13 protein-coding genes are annotated in these 18,624 nt (G+C 68.7%); 9 read left to right on the top strand and 4 right to left on the bottom strand.

Features of this window, described 5'->3' with window-relative positions:
- The first annotated feature begins 32 nt into the window (after positions 1–32).
- The 4 genes from SMA5143A_RS25850 (at position 33) to SMA5143A_RS25865 (ending at position 11,539) form a co-directional block, all read left to right on the top strand.
- Entirely contained in the window at positions 33–3,008 is a 2,976-nt protein-coding gene (locus tag SMA5143A_RS25850) for a helicase-related protein (RefSeq protein WP_107465243.1), read from the top strand.
- Complete coding sequence (locus SMA5143A_RS25855) at positions 3,008–7,144, top strand: Eco57I restriction-modification methylase domain-containing protein (protein ID WP_107465244.1); 4,137 nt, start codon at positions 3,008–3,010, stop codon at positions 7,142–7,144. The genes SMA5143A_RS25850 and SMA5143A_RS25855 overlap by 1 nt, the downstream gene beginning before the upstream one ends.
- Before the next feature lie 142 nt (positions 7,145–7,286).
- Positions 7,287–8,543 carry a hypothetical protein gene (locus SMA5143A_RS25860; RefSeq protein WP_107465245.1) on the top strand — a complete coding sequence of 419 codons (1,257 nt, stop codon included), beginning with the start codon at positions 7,287–7,289 and terminating at the stop codon, positions 8,541–8,543.
- Between the two features lie 641 nt (positions 8,544–9,184).
- On the top strand, positions 9,185–11,539 hold the full coding sequence (locus tag SMA5143A_RS25865) for a hypothetical protein (RefSeq protein ID WP_258193740.1): 2,355 nt from the start codon (positions 9,185–9,187) through the stop codon (positions 11,537–11,539).
- 90 nt (positions 11,540–11,629) lie between these two features.
- On the opposite strand, the gene SMA5143A_RS25870 is transcribed toward SMA5143A_RS25865, so the two are convergent.
- On the bottom strand, positions 11,630–11,932 hold the full coding sequence (locus SMA5143A_RS25870) for a GntR family transcriptional regulator (RefSeq protein ID WP_107465296.1): 303 nt from the start codon (positions 11,930–11,932) through the stop codon (positions 11,630–11,632).
- Positions 11,933–12,102: 170 nt separating this feature from the next.
- On the opposite strand from SMA5143A_RS25870, the gene SMA5143A_RS25875 reads away from it, so the two are divergent.
- Positions 12,103–12,462, top strand: a complete 360-nt coding sequence (locus SMA5143A_RS25875; RefSeq protein ID WP_107465247.1) for a hypothetical protein — start codon at positions 12,103–12,105, stop codon at positions 12,460–12,462.
- 658 nt (positions 12,463–13,120) lie between these two features.
- On the opposite strand, the gene SMA5143A_RS25885 is transcribed toward SMA5143A_RS25875, so the two are convergent.
- On the bottom strand, positions 13,121–13,564 hold the full coding sequence (locus SMA5143A_RS25885) for an NUDIX hydrolase (protein WP_107465249.1): 444 nt from the start codon (positions 13,562–13,564) through the stop codon (positions 13,121–13,123).
- A gap of 356 nt (positions 13,565–13,920) precedes the next feature.
- On the opposite strand from SMA5143A_RS25885, the gene SMA5143A_RS25895 reads away from it, so the two are divergent.
- The gene (locus tag SMA5143A_RS25895; RefSeq protein ID WP_258193741.1) at positions 13,921–14,247 is read left to right on the top strand and encodes a nucleoside triphosphate pyrophosphohydrolase; all 327 of its coding nucleotides are present in this window, start codon (positions 13,921–13,923) and stop codon (positions 14,245–14,247) included.
- Between the two features lie 370 nt (positions 14,248–14,617).
- Here the strand turns inward: SMA5143A_RS25895 and SMA5143A_RS25900 are convergent, their stop codons facing one another.
- Both SMA5143A_RS25900 and SMA5143A_RS25905 read right to left on the bottom strand, forming a co-directional pair.
- Entirely contained in the window at positions 14,618–14,845 is a 228-nt protein-coding gene (locus SMA5143A_RS25900; RefSeq protein ID WP_181362012.1) for a hypothetical protein, read from the bottom strand.
- A gap of 128 nt (positions 14,846–14,973) precedes the next feature.
- Positions 14,974–15,654, bottom strand: coding sequence for a tellurium resistance protein (locus SMA5143A_RS25905; RefSeq protein WP_258193743.1), 681 nt, complete (start codon positions 15,652–15,654; stop codon positions 14,974–14,976).
- 243 nt (positions 15,655–15,897) lie between these two features.
- Here SMA5143A_RS25905 and SMA5143A_RS25910 point away from each other — a divergent pair, with 243 nt between their 5' ends.
- Genes SMA5143A_RS25910 through SMA5143A_RS25920 form a run of 3 tightly spaced genes read left to right on the top strand, consistent with a single transcriptional unit; the run spans position 15,898 to position 18,541 of the window.
- Positions 15,898–17,316: a hypothetical protein gene (locus tag SMA5143A_RS25910; RefSeq protein ID WP_258193744.1), complete on the top strand. Its 1,419-nt coding sequence runs from the start codon at positions 15,898–15,900 to the stop codon at positions 17,314–17,316.
- Positions 17,313–17,816 carry a hypothetical protein gene (locus SMA5143A_RS25915; RefSeq protein WP_107465252.1) on the top strand — a complete coding sequence of 168 codons (504 nt, stop codon included), beginning with the start codon at positions 17,313–17,315 and terminating at the stop codon, positions 17,814–17,816. The genes SMA5143A_RS25910 and SMA5143A_RS25915 overlap by 4 nt, the downstream gene beginning before the upstream one ends.
- 59 nt (positions 17,817–17,875) lie before the next feature.
- The gene (locus SMA5143A_RS25920; protein WP_107465253.1) at positions 17,876–18,541 is read left to right on the top strand and encodes a vWA domain-containing protein; all 666 of its coding nucleotides are present in this window, start codon (positions 17,876–17,878) and stop codon (positions 18,539–18,541) included.
- Positions 18,542–18,624: the final 83 nt, after the last annotated feature.

An 18,624-nucleotide genomic window follows, 5' to 3' on the forward strand; every position in this document is an offset into this window, starting at 1 on the left:
GCTCACCGCCACCCAGAGGATTGACGATCACCATGGCATTCACGTACTCCGCCGGATCCCTGGTGAAGGCCCGCGGCCGCGAGTGGGTCGTACTCCCCGAGAGCGAGCCCGACCTCCTCGTCCTGCGCCCCCTCGGGGGCTCGGACGACGACATCGCGGCGGTGTTCCCCTTCGAGCCCGTCGAGGAGGCCCGCTTCGCCCCGCCCGAGCCGGCCGACCTGGGCGACCAGCGGGCGGCCGGTCTGCTGCGCACGGCACTGCGGGTCGGCTTCCGCTCGGGTGCGGGCCCGTTCCGCTCGCTGGCGGGCATCGCCGTGGAGCCGCGCGCGTACCAGCTGGTGCCGCTGCTGATGGCCCTGCGCCAGAAGACGGTCCGCATGCTGATCTCGGACGACGTCGGTATCGGCAAGACCATCGAGGCGGGACTGATCGCGAGCGAGATGCTGGCGCAGGGCGAGGCGAGCGGCCTGGCGGTGCTCTGCTCCCCGGCCCTGGCCGAGCAGTGGCAGCAGGAGCTGCGCAGCAAGTTCGGCATCGACGCGGAGCTGGTCCTGTCCTCGACGGTGTCGCGCCTGGAGCGCGGCCTGGACCTGGGGCAGTCCCTCTTCGACCGGTACCCGAACGTGATCGTGTCGACCGACTTCATCAAGTCCACCCGCCACCGCGACGACTTCGTCCGCCACTGCCCCGACCTGGTGATCGTCGACGAGGCCCATACGTGCGTGGCCGCCGACGACACCTCGGCGAGCGCCCAGAGCCAGCTCCGCTACGAGCTGCTGCGCCGGGTGGCGGAGGACGCCGATCGGCACCTGCTCCTTGTGACGGCGACCCCGCACAGCGGCAAGGAGTCGGCGTTCCGCAACCTGCTCGGGCTGGTCAAGCCGGAGCTGGCGCACGTCAACCTGGAGTCGGAGTCGGGCAGGAAGATGCTCGCCCAGCACTTCGTGGCCCGCAAGCGGGCGGACGTACGCCAGTACCTCACCAAGGAGGACGGCCTGGCGGACGACTCCCTCGCCGAGCGCACCGCCTTCCCCTCGGACCGCTACTTCAAGGACGAGACGTACAAGCTGTCCCCCGAGTACCGGGCCCTGCTGGACGACGCGATCGCCTACGCGAGCGAGCGCGTCGAGGAAGCGGGCGGCCAGGGCAGGCGGGAGGCCCGTATCGCCTGGTGGTCGGCGATCGCGCTGCTGCGCTCACTGGTGTCGTCCCCGGCGGCTGCCGCCCAGACCCTCACGACCCGTTCGGCGGCGGCGATCGCGGCGTCGGCCGAGGAGGCCGACAAGCTGGGCGCCCCGCTGAACAGCGACGCGGCGGACAGCGACGCGCTGGAGGGTATGGACGTGGCGCCGGGCGCGGAGACGGACGCGGGGTTGGGCGCGGGTCCGGACGCGGGTCCGGTGAAGTCGCAGCTGGCCGAACTGGCGGAGCTGGCAGCGCAGTTGAAGGGCCCGGAGAAGGACCTGAAACTGAAGACACTCATCAAGCACCTCAAGGGGCTGCTGGCGGACGGTTACAACCCGATCGTCTTCTGCCGCTACATCCCGACGGCCAAGTACCTGGCCGAGCAGCTCGCGAACGACCCGGAGACGAAGAAGCGCGGCCCTCTGGGCGCGAAGACCGTCGTCAAAGCGGTCACGGGTGAACTGTCGCCGCAGCAGCGCATCGAGCGGATCGAGGCGCTGGCGGCGGAGGCCGGCGAGGACGCGGCGGCCCGCCGGGTCCTGATCGCTACGGACTGCCTCTCCGAGGGCGTCAACCTCCAGCACCACTTCGACGCCGTCGTCCACTATGACCTGGCCTGGAATCCCACCCGCCACGACCAGCGCGAGGGCCGTGTCGACCGCTACGGCCAGCGCCGCGACGAGGTCCGCGTCATCACCCTCTACGGCGACGACAACGGCATCGACGGCAAGGTCCTCGAAGTCCTCATCAAGAAGCACCGTCAGATCAAGAAGGACCTGGGCATCTCGGTCTCCGTCCCCGACGAGCTGTCGACGGGCGTGACGGACGCGATCGTGGAGTGGCTGCTGATGCGCGGCCGGGAGAACGAGGACGCGCTGTTCAGCGCGGACGCGTTCAAGGTGAGCACGGCGAAGCTCGACAACGACTGGAACTCGGCGGCGGAACGCGAGCGGCAGTCCCGCTCCCGGTTCGCCCAGCGGTCGATCCACCCGGAGGAGGTGGCCCGCGAGGTCGCCTCGATCCGCGAGGCGCTGGGCGGGGCGGGGGAGATCCGGACCTTCGTACGGGAGGCGCTGGGCGCGCTCGGCGCGGTGCTGCGAGGCGCCGACGGCGGTGGCGAGTCCGGGGACTTCACCGCACAGGTCGGCGGCACCCCGGCGGGCCTGCGGGACGCGCTGGCGCCGGTGGTGGGGGCGGAGATCGTGGAGAAGGACCGCGCGATCCCGTTCCGCGGCGACCCGGCGGTGGCGCGCGGCGAGGCGGCCCTGGTCCGCACGGACCCGGTGGTCGGCGCCCTCGCGTCCCACGTCCTCAACGCCGCCCTGGACACCCAGGCGGAGGGCGCCCGCCCGGCCCGCCGCTGCGGGGTGATCACGACGGACGCGGTCAGCACGAGGACGACACTGCTGCTGGTCAGGTATCGCTTCCACTTGACGCTGCCGTCGCGGAGCGGTGAGCGGCAGCTGGTGGCGGAGGACGCGCGGTTGCTGGCCTTCGAGGGGGCGCCGAGGAATGCGGTGTGGCTGCCTCCGGAGCGGGCGGTGGGCCTGCTGGACGCGACGGCTTCGGGGAACACGGACCCACACTTCGGGGAGCGCACGATGACCCGAATCCTGGACCAACTCCCGGATGTGAACGCCCACCTGGAGACGTACGGCGACGAGCTGGCGGCCGAGCTGGACGCCGCCCACCGCCGGGTGCGGGCCGCGTCCGGCGAGATCGTCCGCGGCCTGTCGGTGACGGCCCAGAAGCCGGCCGACGTCCTCGGCGCCTACGTCTACCTGCCCGCCACCGCTTCCGTCCCCGCTGGAGTGTCCGCCTGATGTCCGCCACCACCCGCAACCAGGTGTTCACCGCCGTCCACACGGTCGGGGGGCTGCTGCCGGCCGACATGCTGGTACGGATCTCCGAGGGCAAGGTCACCAAGGACCTCAAGGGCCTCGCTCCCGCCGACTACCGCATCCCCGGCTCCCGTTCCGTGCGCGACGAGGCGGAGCGGCACTGGGACAACCTCAAGTCGCTCTGGCGCGAGCTGCGCGAGAAGCTGCCCGCCGCCCCGGAGGCGTCCGTGCCCCCCGACAGCACCGGCTACGCCCAGGCCAACTGGGTGGAGCCGCTGTTCGAGACGCTCGGCTTCGGTCACCTCACCGCGGTCGACGCGACGGGCATCGCGGCGGACGACGGTACGAAGACGTTCCCCGTCAGCCACCGCCGCGACGACACCCTCGTCCACGTCACCCCCTGGAACACCCCGCTCAACAAGTACCAGGGCGCCGGCTCCCCCGCCCCGCAGTCCCTGCTACAGGAGGCCCTCAACCGCACCGACGCCCACCTGTGGGCCCTGCTCACCAACGGCCGCCAGCTGCGGCTGCTGCGCGACTCCAACGCGCTGGCCACGGCCTCGTACGTCGAGTTCGACCTGGAAGCAATTTTCGACGGTGAGCTGTTCAGCGAGTTCGTGATCGTGTACCGCCTGCTGCACGCCTCCCGGTTCGAGGCCCGTGACGGCGGCACCCAGTGGACGTGCTGGCTGGAGGTGTGGCGGGACGCCGCCCTGCGCCTGGGCGCCCGCTTCCTCGACGACATCGGGGAGGGCGTACGTCTCGCGATCACGGAGCTGGGCACGGGCTTCCTCCGACACCCCGCCAACACGGCCCTGCGCGAGAACTTCGACCGCCACTCATACCACGCGGCACTGCTCCGCCTGGTCTACCGCCTGCTGTTCGTCTTCGTCGCCGAGGACCGCGACGCCCTCCACCCGCCGTCCGCGACCCTGGAGGCCCGAAACCGCTACGCGAAGTACTTCTCGACGGCCCGGCTGCGCGAACAGTCCCGCCGCCGCCGAGGTACCTCGCACGCGGACCGCTGGGAGGCGCTCCGCCTGGTCCTGTCCGCCCTGGGTGACGAGGCCGGCCGCCCGGAGCTGGGCCTCCCCGGCCTCGGCGGTCTCTTCGACGCCACGGAGGCCGACGAGCCGCTGCGCGGCCTCACTCTCACGAACGAGCACCTCATGGCCGCCATACGGCACCTCGCGGTCGTCCGCGACACCGAGGCCAAGCGCTGGCGGACCGTCGACTACCGCACCCTGGACGCCGAGGAACTCGGCGCGATCTACGAGTCGCTCCTCGCCCTAGTCCCCGAGTACAGCGCGACCGAGCGTACCTTCGAGCTCGCGATCCGCGCGGGCAACGAACGCAAGAAGACCGGCTCGTACTACACCCCGAGCCCACTGGTCGACGTGCTGCTCGACTCCACGCTCGACCCGGTCATTGACGAGGCACAGCGGCGCGGTGAGCGTGCGGCCGCGGAGGCGGGACGGTCCGACGCCCGGGAAGACATCGTCTTCGAGCTGCTGTCGCTGACCGTGTGCGACCCGGCCTGTGGCTCCGGGCACTTCCTGGTCGCCGCCGCTCGTCGTATCGCCAAGCGGGTGGCGGCGGTACGGGAGCGCACGCCCGAGCCCCCGCCGGAGAAGGTCCGGCACGCGCTGCACGAGGTCATCGCACGGTGCGTGTACGGGGTGGACCTGAACCCGATGGCTGTCGAGCTGGCCAAGGTGTCGCTGTGGATGGAGGCATTGGAGCCGGGGAAGGCGCTGGGCTTCCTGGACGCCCATGTGAAGCTGGGCAACGGTCTCATCGGGGCCACGCCCGCGCTGCTTCGGGGTGGGATTCCGGAGCAGGCGTTCAAGGTCGTCGAGGGTGACGACAAGTCGGTGGCCAACGACTGGCTCAAGCGCAACAAGCTGGAGCACGAGGGCGTCTACATGCTGGACGCGGCCCTCGACGAGCAGGTGAGCGTCAGCAACGACACGTTCGCGGCCGAGCTGCGTGACGTCGTGGGGAAGGACGACGACCCCACGGCGAGGCTGGGCCGCGTGCGGGCGCTCGCCGAGCGGTACCGGACGTGGCAGGAGTCTCCCGCGTACCTCAACGCCCTGCACATCGCGGATGCGTGGTGTGCCGCGTTCATGTGGGAGAAGACGGAGGATGCGCCCGCGCCGGTGACGCAGCGCGTCTTCCTGTCGCTGCAGAACGCCGAGAGCGAAGGTGCGCTGCAGGAGACCCACCAGGAGATCGTGCGGCTCAGCCGGGAGTACCGATTCTTCCACTGGCATCTGGAGTTTCCGGATGTGTTCAGCGTGCCTGACCACCCGTCGGCGGCGGTGGGGGTTGATCCGGTTACCGGGTGGGCCGGGGGGTTCGATTGTGTGTTGGGGAATCCGCCGTGGGACAAGGTCGACTTCGAGGATAAGAAGTACTTCAGCGTGGTCGAGCCGTCGCTCGCGGAGATCGCCGGTACGAAGCGGCGTACGGCGATCGCGAAGTGGGCTTCTGAGCACCCCGAGGAGGGGGCGCGGTATCAGGAGGCTCGGCGGAGGGTGAAGTCGTCGTTCCTGTTCTTGGGGTCTTCGGGGGCTTATCCGCAGTTGCGTAAGGGACTGTCCATCAAGGGCGTCAACTCCTTGCAAACCGATCAGCTGTTCACCGAGCGGTTCGTGTCCATCACGGCGCCAGAGGGGCGATGCGGCACGGTCGTACCGACACAGATCGCCACGGGTGCGGGAGCACAGTTCCTGTTCCAGGATCTGACACAGCGGGGTGCGGTGAAGCACCTCTACGACTTCGAGAACGGTAGGCGGGAGAAGTTGTTCCCGGCAGTGGACTCCCGCTACTCGTTCTCGCTCATCTCCCTCGTTGGGCGTGACCTGACGGAGCCCGCCGCACGGTTTGCGTTCTTCCTCGGTCATCCGGATGAACTCGCTGATGGGAAGACCGTGTTCGCACTGTCGCCCGAGGAGATCGCGCTGATCAACCCGAATACGGGGACGCTTCCGGTGTTTCGGAGGCGGAGGGATGCCGATCTTACGGTTGCCATTCAGCGACGGATCCCGGTTCTTGTCGCAGAGGGACGCGTAGGTGGTGATCCGTGGAACATCACCTTCAAGAACTTCTTTAACGTGACTGATGACTCCGACCTGTTCCGTGACCTCGGAAGGCTGGAAGCCGCAGGATGGGAGCTTGAGGGGAACGTCTTCGTACGGGACGGGGAGCGGATGCTGCCCCTCTACGAAGGCAAGATGGCTCACATCTTTGACCACCGATGGAACCGCTACTACGACCTCGGCAACGACGACTACGAGCGCGTTCCGTTGGAAGACAAGGAGGACGCGCACGGTGTGACGCTGCCGCGTCAGTGGATCAAGGAGAGTGGCCGCATCCCGACGGTACGCAAGGGCAAGGAGGTCACGATCGCCGGCGTCGACCTCCGCCTGGAGGAACTGGAGTGGGAGAGAGACTGGCTGCTGGGTTGGCGTGATGTCGCCCGGACGACAGATGAGCGGACTGCGATCCCGGCGCTTCTGCCGAAGGTCGCCGTGGGCCACACCTTCCCGCTCATGTTTCCAAAGGTCTCCGTCAAGCTGGCCGCCGCCATGGTCGCCGCGCAAAGCTCCTTGGTTTTCGACTTCGTCGCCCGTCAAAAGGTTGGCGGCATCCACATGGCCCTCATGACCTGGAAGCAACTCCCAGTCCCCCACCCCGACGATCTCGCCCGCCACACCCGCTTCCTCACACCCCGCACTCTGGAACTCGTCTACTGCGCCTGGGACATGGAGCCCCTCGCTAGGAACCTCGACGACACCGGTGCCCCCTTCATCTGGAACGAGGACCGCCGCGCCCAGCTCCGCGCCGAACTGGACGCGTACTTCCTCCACCTCTACGGAGTGAACCGAGAGGACGCCGACTACATCCTGGAGTCCTTCCAGACCGAGAACGGCGGCCTGAAGAACAACGAGATCGCTAAGTACGGCGAGTACCGCACCAAGCGCTTGGTCCTGACCGAGTACGACCGCATGGCCACGGCCGGACTCACCATGGAGAACCCACTCGTGGACGGCGAGACGTACACATCCACGCTAACCCCACCTCCAGGCAACGGCCCCCGCCACCCTGCCTGACCGAGCGTGTATCCCGGCGTGACGATGTCGCGCCTCGACGAAGTCGCCGACAAGGTCCAGATGGCGGTCACCGGCCAGCCCGAGTGACTGCCGCGCGCATCCCGACCTCTTCCAACTGCGATAAAGACTCCAGGAGCAGGCGTTGGACAACGAGATCCAGCTGATCAGTGACGGTGATGGACTGGCGGTCATCGGGACTGCGACGGACGTTGAACGCTTCCTCGCCTCGGAAAGACTGCCGTCGAAGGACCTCGGAGCGCATCGACTCAAGTCCGTCTTCGGTACTGGGGCCGCAGTCGCGCAGGCGGGTTCGGAGATTGCCGCCAGCTCCGGTCGTTGGGTGAAGCTGACCACGGAGTCCGCCGAGCGGGTCAAGAAGTACGGGCTGATGAAAACCAAGACGCCAGGCATCAGCCACGCGATGATAGGGAAACCCGGCTCGATCAAGAATTGGCTCCAGATCGAGAAGGGGGCCGGCTCGTTCCTGACTAACCCGGCACGTCTGGCTGGTGTTGCGGGGATCATGTCGCAGTCCTCGATGCAGCAGACCATGGACGAGATCGCCGACTACCTCGCCACGATCGACGAGAAGGTCGACGACGTGCTCCGCGCCCAGAAGGACGCTGTGCTGTCCCGCATGATCGGAATGGACCTCGTGATCGAGGAGACCATGACCATCCGAGATCAGGTGGGCCGGGTCTCGGACGTCACGTGGTCGAAGGTGCAGGCCGCGCCGACGACGATCGCGGAGACCCAAGCGTACGCCTTGCGGCAACTCGACTGGCTTGCTGAGAAGTTGGAGAGCAAGCCCAAGATCGGCGATCTCGCCGTGAAGGTCAAGGAAGTCGAGCCCAGGGCTCGGGAGTGGCTCGCCGTCCTGGCTCGCTGCTTCCAACTGCAGGACGCGATCGCCGTGCTCGAACTCGACCGGGTACTGGACGCGCACCCGGATCAGCTGGACCAGCACCGTCTCGGGCTACGGGCTGCCCGACAGAACCGGCTGGATCTCATCTCGCGAGGCACCGAGCGTCTGGTGGCCCGGATGAACGCGGCTGCCGAAGCGGCCAACTCGAAGGTGCTGCTACACCCGACCAAATCTCCGGTCGTGGTGCAGTCGAGCAACCATGTGGTGACCGGCGTCCATGACTTCCACGCGCGGCTCGGGATCGAGTCTGGTCGCCAGTCATCGGAGACCAGACGCTGGGTGGAAGCGGCGGTGGAGGTAAGGGACAAGGCGCTGGTAACAGGAGCGAATGGCGTCGGCGCAGCCAAGAGCCTCGGCAACGAGACCCTCGACCGGGCAAGAACGACTACGGGCAGGCTCGCCAGCGGGATCGCCGAGCGAGTGCGCCGTCGGAATGGGGGCGGCGACGAGGAAGAGCGGGACGCGGAAGGCTGACCGAGCGGTCCGCCGAGGCGCGCCCGCCCAGTGGGCAGGCTCCGGTTTCCGAGGCGGCGTCGGGGGACACCTCGCCGCCGTCACGACCGCCGGTTCCGCTTCCTGCTGTACGCCCTGACTCACCACCCACCCGGAGGCGTGTCATGACATCGTTCCCCGACTGGGGAGACACCCGGAAGGTCCAGACCGCCGTCATCGGACGTGCCGGGTCCGATGTACCAGTCTTCCTCCCGTACGAACACGACGAGTTCGACACCTTTATGCGAGGCCGCTCGCGCGACGGGTTCTATTGCGGAACCCTCCTCGGCGGCTGCGGCAAAAAGCTCACGCCCAAGCGGTACACCGAGAAGAAGTGCCACTTCGCCCACCGCCCGCCCGTGCACTGCCGCCGTACCGCGAACGGCGAGTCCAGTGCCGACCACCTCTACATCGGTCAGGCCCTGGCCCAATGGCTCGCCCAACAGAACCACCGAAAGGCCAAGGCGTCGTACCGGACGGTAGGGGACAGGCCGGGAGGGACCGTGGACTTCCGGCTGTCCGGCGGACGGCAGCTCGTACGGGTACAGATGGCCCGGCTGGGCCTCCGGCAGTGGCAGCGGGAGGCGGAAGACCTCGCCAGGGGGGTCGACGGCGTGGAGTGGTTGTTCGGCCCGGACAGCATGCTCGCCTACGACAGGGTGGAGACACACGGCTACGCGATTCGCGTCGAGTGCCGGACCGTCGGTGCCACGCGTGAGGTGCGCATCGGCACCCAGCTTCCCGGCAACACCATCGAGTGGACGACTTTGTCCGAGTGCTTGATGACGCGTGCGGGCATCGTGACGCCGAGTCTGGTGTACACACCCCAGGGCATCGTGCCGCGCCGTTCCGCCGAGGCCGCTGTCACACCCGCCGAGGTCTCCTTCCGGTTGGCCGACGACACCGTGGCCTTCACCGGGGCCGCACCGCGGAACGAGGTACCCCCACCGGCCGGAACAAAAGGGCGGGTCTACGACGCGGACATCCAGCCCGTGGGCTCGGCAGCGCTCCGGGCCCGCATCGTTCTTCCCTCGATCACTCCGGCCCCCAATCCATCCAGGGTGTACGTCCTCGGGGGCGGGGTGACGCTGACCCCTCTTGGCGCCGACGCCCAGGATGAAGCCCCTGCCTGGCTCCTCTCCGCGGGCCGGGCACGACGCCTGAACGCCCAGGAGGCCGCTGCCTGGAGTGGACTCAAGCCGGCGCTGCCTGAGTCGGCGGTATCCGGCCCTACTCAGACCGCCCAGCCCGCTCCGGCGCCTGACGCTCCGCGACCACACCTCAGCGACCCCGAAATCGTGGCTTCCCTCCGGCAGAGCCTGGAGCGCACTGCCCGCTCCCATGGCCGGGTCACCTGGTCCACGCTCGTCCGGGCGATGGGGGACGGCGCCGAGCCGATCACACCGGAACGCCGCCTCAAGCTCCTCGTGGCAATGGACTTCCCCCGTGCCCAGGACAGGCCGATGCTGTCCGCGCTGCTCACCACGGGCGGTGATGGACCGGCATCCTTCTTCGCCGATGTACTCACCGAGCTGGGTGGGGCACCAGGCCTGTCCTCACAGGAGGCTCATCGAATCCACCTGCAAGAGCTGGAGCGGGCGTACCGGCTCTGCGGCGGGCGCGCGGCCGAGGCTTCGCCGCGTAGGGAGGTAGCGGAGACCCCCTCCACGTCGGCACGTCAGCCGCAGGGGGTGCAGAAGGCCCAGAAGTACCCGGCTGTCCGCGAGCCGATCTCGCCGGCCGGCCTTCCCACGCTTCAGCTCGTACTCGCACTGCGTGAGCACCTCAGAGCACGCGCGAAGAATGGGGCGGCCGACGTGACCTGGCGTGAACTCTCGGAAGCGACGGGGTTCGCCTTCCGACTTCTCTCGGACGAGCGCTGCGCCGGCCTCCTGTTCCGCGTGGACGAACCACTCCACGACCGAGGCCTTATGTACGCGGCCCTGGTCGTGGCCGACGACGGCAAGCCACTGCCGTACTTCGCGACGATCCTTCAGCGTCATGGCCGGCCGGTACCTGGTCTCCTGAGCGAGGTGCACTGGGCCAGGCAGCTGGAGGTGGGCCGAATCCGCGACGCGTACACGGAGGCCCAGCGCCCGCAGAAGGCCGCCGGAGCCGCACCGGCCGAGGCCGCAGCCATCCCTGTGGCTCAATCGGACTCCGCACCCCAGGTCGATGTTTCCGAAGCTGCGGCCATCGGCACACTCACGGGGCTCCGCTGGCGATTCGACAGGGCCCGTCAGGCAGGCGACCTCGCCGAAGCCAAGCGGGTCTGGCAGACGGCGGGCAGGCTCTACGGTACGAAACTGACGCCTGAGACCCAGGCCGAGCACCGGAACGACCTGCTCGCCATGGGCGAGTGGGTCCGGGACCGCGAGAACGAGAATGTCCTGGCGGAACTCCGTCCGTTGCTTGAGAGCCTTGTGCGGAGGGACAGAGCCGCAGCGGACAACACCCTGCGCGACAGCCTGAACAGAGCGAAGGAACTGAAGAGGAAGTACCACGGCAAGTTGCCGGAGGACCTCCAAACAGCCCTCGGAGCCTGCGGGGAACTACGGGACGAGCTGACCGCGTCGCGGAGTGAGGCGACTCCCCCTGCCCCCGAGACGGATCGCGAGTCCCGGCCGAGCAGGGAGAAGCTCTCCGAACTCGCGGCCGTCGTGCGCGCCGCACTGGAAGACGTCGCACAAGGCGGCACGACAACAACCTGGTCCGCCATCCGGCACCGTCCGGGCGCCGATCTTCCGCATCTGCACCCAGATGACCAAGGGGAAGTTCTGGTCCTAGTCGACGTGGACACCCCGATGAGCGAACCGCTTCTCTCCGCTTTGGTGACCACGAACAACGGGGAGATGCACCCCCTGTACCGGCATGTGGCGTACTCGCTCGGCCGGGCACTTCCCGTTCGACAGGACGAGTTGCACGCGCAGTGGCAGCTCGATGTCCTGCGTCTCTATGGCCTGTGGAAGCACCGCTGACTTTGTTCAGACACGCCGCGTACTGCACGAACAGCGTCCAGTCCTCACGGCCGACAGCGGTGGGGACGGCGCTCCAGGCAGAGAGAGGGGTCAGTCGCTGGATTCGTCGGCCTCGGACGCGTCGGCGGGTGGCTCGGAGAGCAGGCCGCGGTCGGCAAGGTCGAGTGAGACGTAACTACCCCTGTGCGCGATCGTGAAGACGTACCCCTGGTCTCGGAGGTACGCCACTGCGCGTCGGGCCGTGGCGCGTGCGACGCCGTATCGCTGCACAAGCTGGGGTTCGGATGGAATGGCGCGGCCCGGCTGGAGCGCCCCACTCTTGATGTCGGCGATGAGCTCCGCCGCGATCTGCTGGTACGGCGGGATGTACGAGCCGTAGTCGATCTCTCCCATGGGTTTGACGGTAAGCAATGAGATACAGCCGTGCTTGTCCACCTACGTATAGGTGCTTCTCCTATACATAGGTAGACAAGGGTCTGTCCTCGGGGCTACCGTCCAGACGGAAAGACCCCCGCGACCGTCCGACCGGTCCGGGGGCATGGCCACCAGCCTCTGAGGAGCTGATGACAGTGAGCATTATCCATGCCTTCGCGCGGTGGATCCTGGGCGTGTTCGCCCCCGGTACCGGCAGGCGCAGGGCAGGCGCACGCCCCGCCGGGCAGACCCTCGCGCGTATGCCGGAGGCGCCCGGCGTGGCTGCGCCGTGGCCCCCGGTGCGGCGGTCGCCGTACGGCCTGGAGGAGCCGTTGCCCGGTGAGGCGACGGCCGTGGTCCAGCCGTATGTCGTTCTCGCCGAGCGGGAGCGGGCGCTGGAGTGTGAGCGGGCGCGGCAGCGGCGGCGCCGTGTCGCGATGGTTCTCGCGGCGGACTTCGGTATCGACCTCGACCTGCATGTGGTGGGCGTCGAGGCGGTGGCCGGATGAGTGGGTCGGGTGAGCGGGGCGAGCGGCCCGGGGGCGTACCGGGTGGGACGCGGGTGCCGGTGCGTATGTGTGTCCGCTGCTGTGCGATCACCGATGCGCCGGTCGTCGTCTCGGCGGTGCACCAGGGCTCCGGTCCGGGCTTCACGGTGTACGCGTGCCGGGACTGCGCCCCGCACTTCCCGCGCGTGCCTGATGTGCTGTCCCTGCCGCCGGAGGCCGGCCGTGGCGAGGGCGAGAGGTGAGCGGCGGGTACAGGGCCGAGAACGTCGCGGTGCCGACCCTCGACCGTGCCCCAGGGCACGACCTGGTGCGCGAGGCGTGTCGTAGGACCAGCGAGGTGCCGCTGCCCGGGACGGTCGTTTTCCTGCCGGTGCGGAGTTGCCCGCGCCCCTCCCGCACGCACACGGCGGGGGATGACCAGTGAACGCCGGAACGCCTCCCGAGCCGGGCGCGTCACGCCTGACCCTCAGCGTCTACCGCCTCGACGGCGACGGACGCCGGGTCGGCGTGGCGGAGCCGACCGCGTACGCACCCGGCGCGGCCACGCTCCCGCCGGTGTCCCTCGGGTGGCCCCCGTGCCGCTGCCCGCGCTGCCGCACCGGCCACGGTCCACGCGGGCGATAGGGCTGCAGTGGACGGCAAAGGGGATTCGCTGCCGTTAGGTTGCGGTCACCTGTTGGGCAAGCAACAGTGCGAGGGGGCCGCCCTGGAGCAGGAATCGTCCCTGGATGGCTGCCTTAATGGCGTCGGCCATCGGCCACCACATGAGCTTGAAGTCCGCTTCGCTCGGCGTGAGCAGCTGCGGGCCACAGGCGAGTCCCTCGGCCAGGAAGAGGTGGATTCGGGCCGGGGAGTTCAGGGTGATCGCGTACGAGCCGAGGGGGCGCCAGGCTTGGGCGGTGACGCCGGCCTCCTCGCGCAGTTCGCGCCGCGCGCACTCTTCCGGTGTCTCGTCATCTTCCCGGCGCCCCCCGGGCAGGAACACGTACTCCCCGCCGTGCCGGGGGAACTCGGCGGTCAGAACAGCGACCATGCTGTCCGCGTCTCGGGCCACGATGACGGAGGCGGCGCGCTCTGCCCCTCGCCGGGATGTGTCGCTCATGGCCGGGAGCGTAGCCGCCTACTCTGACAGCCAGGCCGCGAACGGCACGTTCAGCACGGTCGGATGGGCGATGCCGCGGCCACGGTAGCCGTCCTCACCGAAGGTGTCGCCGTGGTCGGCGCACATGATGATCAGCTGAGAGCGTCGGCGCGCACCCGTCCCAGCCGGACCGGAGGCAGTCGCGGTGACGCGCGGTCAACCCGCGGTGAAGGCGGGACGATCCCGCCCTTGGGTCCCAAACGGGCAAGAATGGCGGTTTGCATGGCGAGTGGTGAGGCGATTTCCCTAGGCTGCCTCGGCATGAAGAGGCGGCTATCGGGGCCTGCCTCGCGGTGATGGGTGCGGGAGAACGACCGGTGAACCGCAGGGGTGCGTACGGCAAGTTGGTGCGGGACCGGATTCCGCAGATCATCCGCGAGGACGGGTCCGAGCCCGTCACTTACACGGCGAGCCCGGAGGAGTACCGCAACCGCCTGCGGGACAAGCTCGGTGAGGAGATCGCCGAGTTTCTGGAGGCCGACGACGCCAAGGCGCTGGAGGAACTCGCGGACGTGCTGGAGGTCGTGCACGCGCTCGCCGCAGACCTGGGGATCGACATGGACCATCTGGAGAAGATCCGCCAGGCCAAGGCGAATGAGCGCGGCGGGTTCGCGAACCGGGTCGTCTGGACCGGCAACCGCTGAGCGCCTCGGCGACAGGTCGGTACAGCGCTTCGTGCTCGACTGGGTACGTTCCCTGCAGCGCGGCTCCGTGCGCCAGGCCGCAGGCGGCTGGGGACGTTCGCCAGTACGTCTTACGCCGTCGGCTTGGTCAGGACGGCATGGCAGACCCCGGGCAGCGGCAGCACCGGGGCGTCCTCGGTCGACTGGAGCCCGGCCCGGCGGGAAGCTCGTCGCGGAGGTACACCCCGAGTTCAGAGACGGCACCTCCCCGCGCTGGCGGGTGTGCGGCGAGTGGCTGACCAGCCACCCGTAGGCCATCGCCCACATCACCATGTACGGCTTCCAGGAGCCCGTCATCCCTTGACGGGGAGCGCCGAACCTCGAGGGAGGACTACGCCAGTCGATACACCGCCTGGCCGGGGTCCGGTCTCACGATGAGGCCCTCATCGGCCAGCTCACGCAGGATGCGGCGAGCCTCCTTGGCGGCAACTTCGCTGCTCGTCGGCTCGTACGCGGCGACGCGCAGGGCCAGGACAGCGCGTTCGGTGTCCCAGGTGCCGGCCAGCGCCTGGATCACCGCAGCGAGCGCCTGCTTGTGCGTCAGCGCCTTCTCGGTCATCTCACCCTCCCTTTCCGGAAACTGCCACAGCATGGCACACGGCGGCACGGCTCCTGCCTGTCGGACCAACCCAAAGTGGAAGCCGGTGCAAAGTGGAAGCCGAAGACCGCCTTTCGGGAAGCGACCTGCTATAGAGAGGGCTTGAACCCGGTCACCCACTCGAAGCCGAAGCCGTAGGCCCGGTCGATGAGTTCCTGGTTCGACGACCACGGGTCGGCTGTGAACCAGCGCACCTCGCGCTGGAGGTCGAGGGTGGAACGTCCTGGGGTCAGCAGCGCGATGGCGCACGAAGTGGCTCCGGAAGGGGAGTCGTCGAGGTGAATCCGCCACGTGCCGCTCGGGGCGCTGATGGTGACGACGCCGCCCAGTGTCCGGAAGTCGACCGCTCCCTCGTAGATGTACACATAGACGAGAAGCTTGGTGAACTGGCGCCGATGCTCAAGGCTGACCCGCAGTGTCTCCCCGTCCGAGGTCTCGCCGGTCCGGTCGTCCTGGTCGAGGCTGACGTAGGGCCAGGCGTCCAGATCGCCGAACGTCTCCCCAAGGGGCTGAACAGCGGTTCCCGCGCCGTCACGGGTGAGAACCAGGCAGCCCAGATCGAGATCGGCCTCGGATGCGACCGACCAGTTGAGGTTGACCTGGAGGACTCCGCGGCCTGCGATCTCGGCACGTGGCGTCTGCCGGGTGAGCTCCGTCGCAAGCGGACGCGGCGACCGCGCCGTCTCTCGTGGCGTATGCCTCTCGGTTTCGACGGAAGGCCCGCTGCCGCCCAGGTGGATGACACCCCGTCGTCTGTTGTCACCGCTCAAGTAGGCCCCCAGGTTCAGCGCATCGCTTGATGCCGCTTCGTGACACCCGTCCGTTGATGCGATCGTCGTCTAGTATGGCGCGCCTGGTGAAGAAGATGTAAAAGTCTCCACCAGTTCGTTCTGCGCTGCAGGGGGCAAGCGCCGCTGGGCCACCTGACCGTTGCCGCGCTTGATCGGCGAGTACGTCCCGGCGTGCACCGGGCAGGGGTGGGAATGTTCACGGGGATACAACTCGACCAAGGTGTGACGGCACGTCACCTCGAAGATCTGGCACAGGATCCTGTACTCGCACCGCGCGCCGAGGAACTGCGCGCACTGGCACAGGCGCTCGGCTCCACCGACACGCAGGCCCTCGACGCTTGGGCCGACCTCGACCTGATGGCGCACTTCGCCCGGCCCGAGAGCATCGCCGAGCCCACGGTCGACAGCCGAGGCGCACGGTTCAACTCGCTATTGGACTGGATTCTTGGGGCCCTGGTATTCCTGCCCCTGCTGTTCACCTGGTTCGGCCTGTGGAAGGCCTCCAGCGCGTACGGGGCGCTCACGGGCGACGACCCCAAGGCCGCCGGCCGACCGTTCCTCCAGCTGTGGCAATCCGGGTTCGACGGGCATCTGGGCGAGGCATTCAGGTTCGACCACGTCGCCGTCCTCGGTTGCCTGAGCCTCGCGATGCTGTTCGTTCTCACCGCCGTGCACGGCTACCGGCGCACCGCTGCCGAACGCGATGAAGAGCAAGCGCGCGTACGCACCCGAGCTGCCCTTGCCCGCCTGGCTCCGGTCCTCACCCGGGCCCAGCTCGCACTGAACGCACATCGATTCGCCTCCCCGCAGCGCTTCGCCGCAGAGCTCAACTCGGCGGCGGGCCGGCTGCAGCGCATGCAGACCAAGGCCATCGCCACACAGGAAGAGCTCACCCGGGCCGCCCAGGCGGTGGGCGAGGCCATGGACAAGGCGGAGCAGCGCCTCGCCCAGGCGGAGTCGTATGTGCGGCCGATCGAGCAGGTGGTGCTGCGCATGGAGGAGACCGTGCGGGACAGCGGTACGGCCATCCAGACCGCCGTACAGAGCCTGGACGACCCGGTGACGCAGGCGGGCCGGAGACTGGCCGACGCCGTCACCGGACAGACCAGCGTGCTCGACAAGGCGCTGGAGGAAGTGCGGGCGGCCGGCGACGGGATGCGCGATCTCCTCGCCCGGACCGCGGACCGGCTGGAGGCGGCGGTCGGCGCCAACGGCAGCAGCGTCCACAAGGCACTGTCGGACGCGGCGCAACAGGTCGAGGACTCCCTGACGCTCTTGGCCGCGTCGCAGCGCGGGTTCACCACTGGCGTCGAGGTCGTCGCGGATGTCAACGGCCGACTGCTCCACGACCTCGGCGCGGTGGCCGAGCGCACCGGTGAGGCCGCGGAGGTCTCCCGCGAGGCCCTGCTCGGCATCGAGGCCCGCAGCCAGGCCCTTCACGAAGCGGCCGACCGCTTCACCGGCGTCACCGACGCCCTGGCGCGGGCACTGCGGGAGACCGAGACGGCCCGCGCCGAGACAGAGGCGGCGCGGACTGAGGCGCAGGCGGCGCGGGCCGGAGCCGAGGCCGCCCACAAGCAGGCCGAGGACGAGCTACGGCAGGCGAGGGAGCTGCGGGCCGGAATCGGATCCGCACGGTGAGCCCAGTGAGAAAAGGGTTCCGCTTCACCCCGTTGCATCTCGCCGGGTGGCTCTTCGCCGACATGCTGCTCGTGCTCGCCCTCGTGTCCATGGGGGACCGGGGCGATCCGCTGGCCGCGCAGGCCGCCACGCGTCCTTCTCCCTCCGTCTCGTCCGCCGACCCTGATCCGTCGCCCACACCGAGTCCGACTCCGCAGGGCCCCCGGTCGGTGGAACGCAAGCCGGTGAAGATCCACGTGACGGCGGCGGTCGGTGACAGGGCACGGATGGTGAAGCAACTGCGCTCGGCAACCGCCCGCTACGAGGGTCGCGCCGCCGCCTTCGTGATGACCTTCGGCCAGGCCGTCGAACCCAGTGACGGCCAGGCGTACGCGCGCGAGATCAACAAGGCTCTGCGCAAGGCGCGACCGGACATGTTCACCGACGCCACGACGCGGGACTTCTGGAACGGTGGTTCCGCAGGCGCGGCCGACCTGGAGATCTACTTCTACACCCGTTGACGCTCTGTCCCCGTTGACGGCCGCGTCGCCGTCATCCACGCCCACGCTCAGGAGAGTTCATGCAGATCCTGCCCTTCTACATGGTGTGCGACGAGTCCGGTTCCATGGCGGGAACCGGAGTCGACGCCATCAACTCGGCCCTGCCCGACCTGCACCAGGAGATCAGCACCAATCCGAGCGTCGCGGACAAGACCCGCTTCGCGCTGATCGGGTTCTCCACCCAGGCCTCCGTGCTGCAGCCGCTCGCGGACCTGAGTGAACTGACGCAACTGCCTTCTCTCTCAGCGGGAGGCGTGACCTCCTTCGGCGCCGCCTTCACTCTGCTCAAGGACACCATCGAGAAGGACGTCACGGCACTGAAGGGGGAAGGCCACGACGTGTACCGGCCCGTGGTGTTCTTCCTGTCCGACGGCAACCCGACGGACAACGGCTGGCGTACGGCGCTCAAGGAGCTGAACGCGTTCCGCTATGCCCCGAAGATCATCGCCTTCGGGATCAGCGACGCCGACGCCGCGATCATCACGGAGGTCGCCAACTTCAAGGCGTTCATCCAGCAGGACGCGTCCATCACCCCCGCCGTCGCGCTTCGCGAGTTCGCCTCCAGTCTCACCCGTTCCATCGTGAGTTCGGCGACCAGCATGGCCGCGCAGGGCGGGGACGGGTTCCAGCTTCAGGTCGACGAGCAGGTGCCCGGTTTCACCAGCCTCTCCCTCGACAAGCTGTGAGCGGCCCGATGAACCACGACGCATCCCACGGCGTGTACGGCGACGCGGGGCATGACCCCCGCCACATGGACGGAGCCACCGAT

It is taken from the genome of Streptomyces sp. MA5143a, from assembly GCF_900290235.1.
GTDB lineage: Bacteria > Actinomycetota > Actinomycetes > Streptomycetales > Streptomycetaceae > Streptomyces.

Coding starts and splice junctions, on each gene's coding strand:
- SMA5143A_RS25875 (WP_107465247.1), top strand. CDS start 12,103: ATGACAGTGAGCATTATCCATGCCTTCGCGCGGTGGATCCTGGGCGTG.
- SMA5143A_RS25885 (WP_107465249.1), bottom strand. CDS start 13,564: ATGAGCGACACATCCCGGCGAGGGGCAGAGCGCGCCGCCTCCGTCATC.
- SMA5143A_RS25920 (WP_107465253.1), top strand. CDS start 17,876: ATGCAGATCCTGCCCTTCTACATGGTGTGCGACGAGTCCGGTTCCATG.
- SMA5143A_RS25870 (WP_107465296.1), bottom strand. CDS start 11,932: ATGGGAGAGATCGACTACGGCTCGTACATCCCGCCGTACCAGCAGATC.
- SMA5143A_RS25900 (WP_181362012.1), bottom strand. CDS start 14,845: ATGACCGAGAAGGCGCTGACGCACAAGCAGGCGCTCGCTGCGGTGATC.
- SMA5143A_RS25855 (WP_107465244.1), top strand. CDS start 3,008: ATGTCCGCCACCACCCGCAACCAGGTGTTCACCGCCGTCCACACGGTC.
- SMA5143A_RS25850 (WP_107465243.1), top strand. CDS start 33: ATGGCATTCACGTACTCCGCCGGATCCCTGGTGAAGGCCCGCGGCCGC.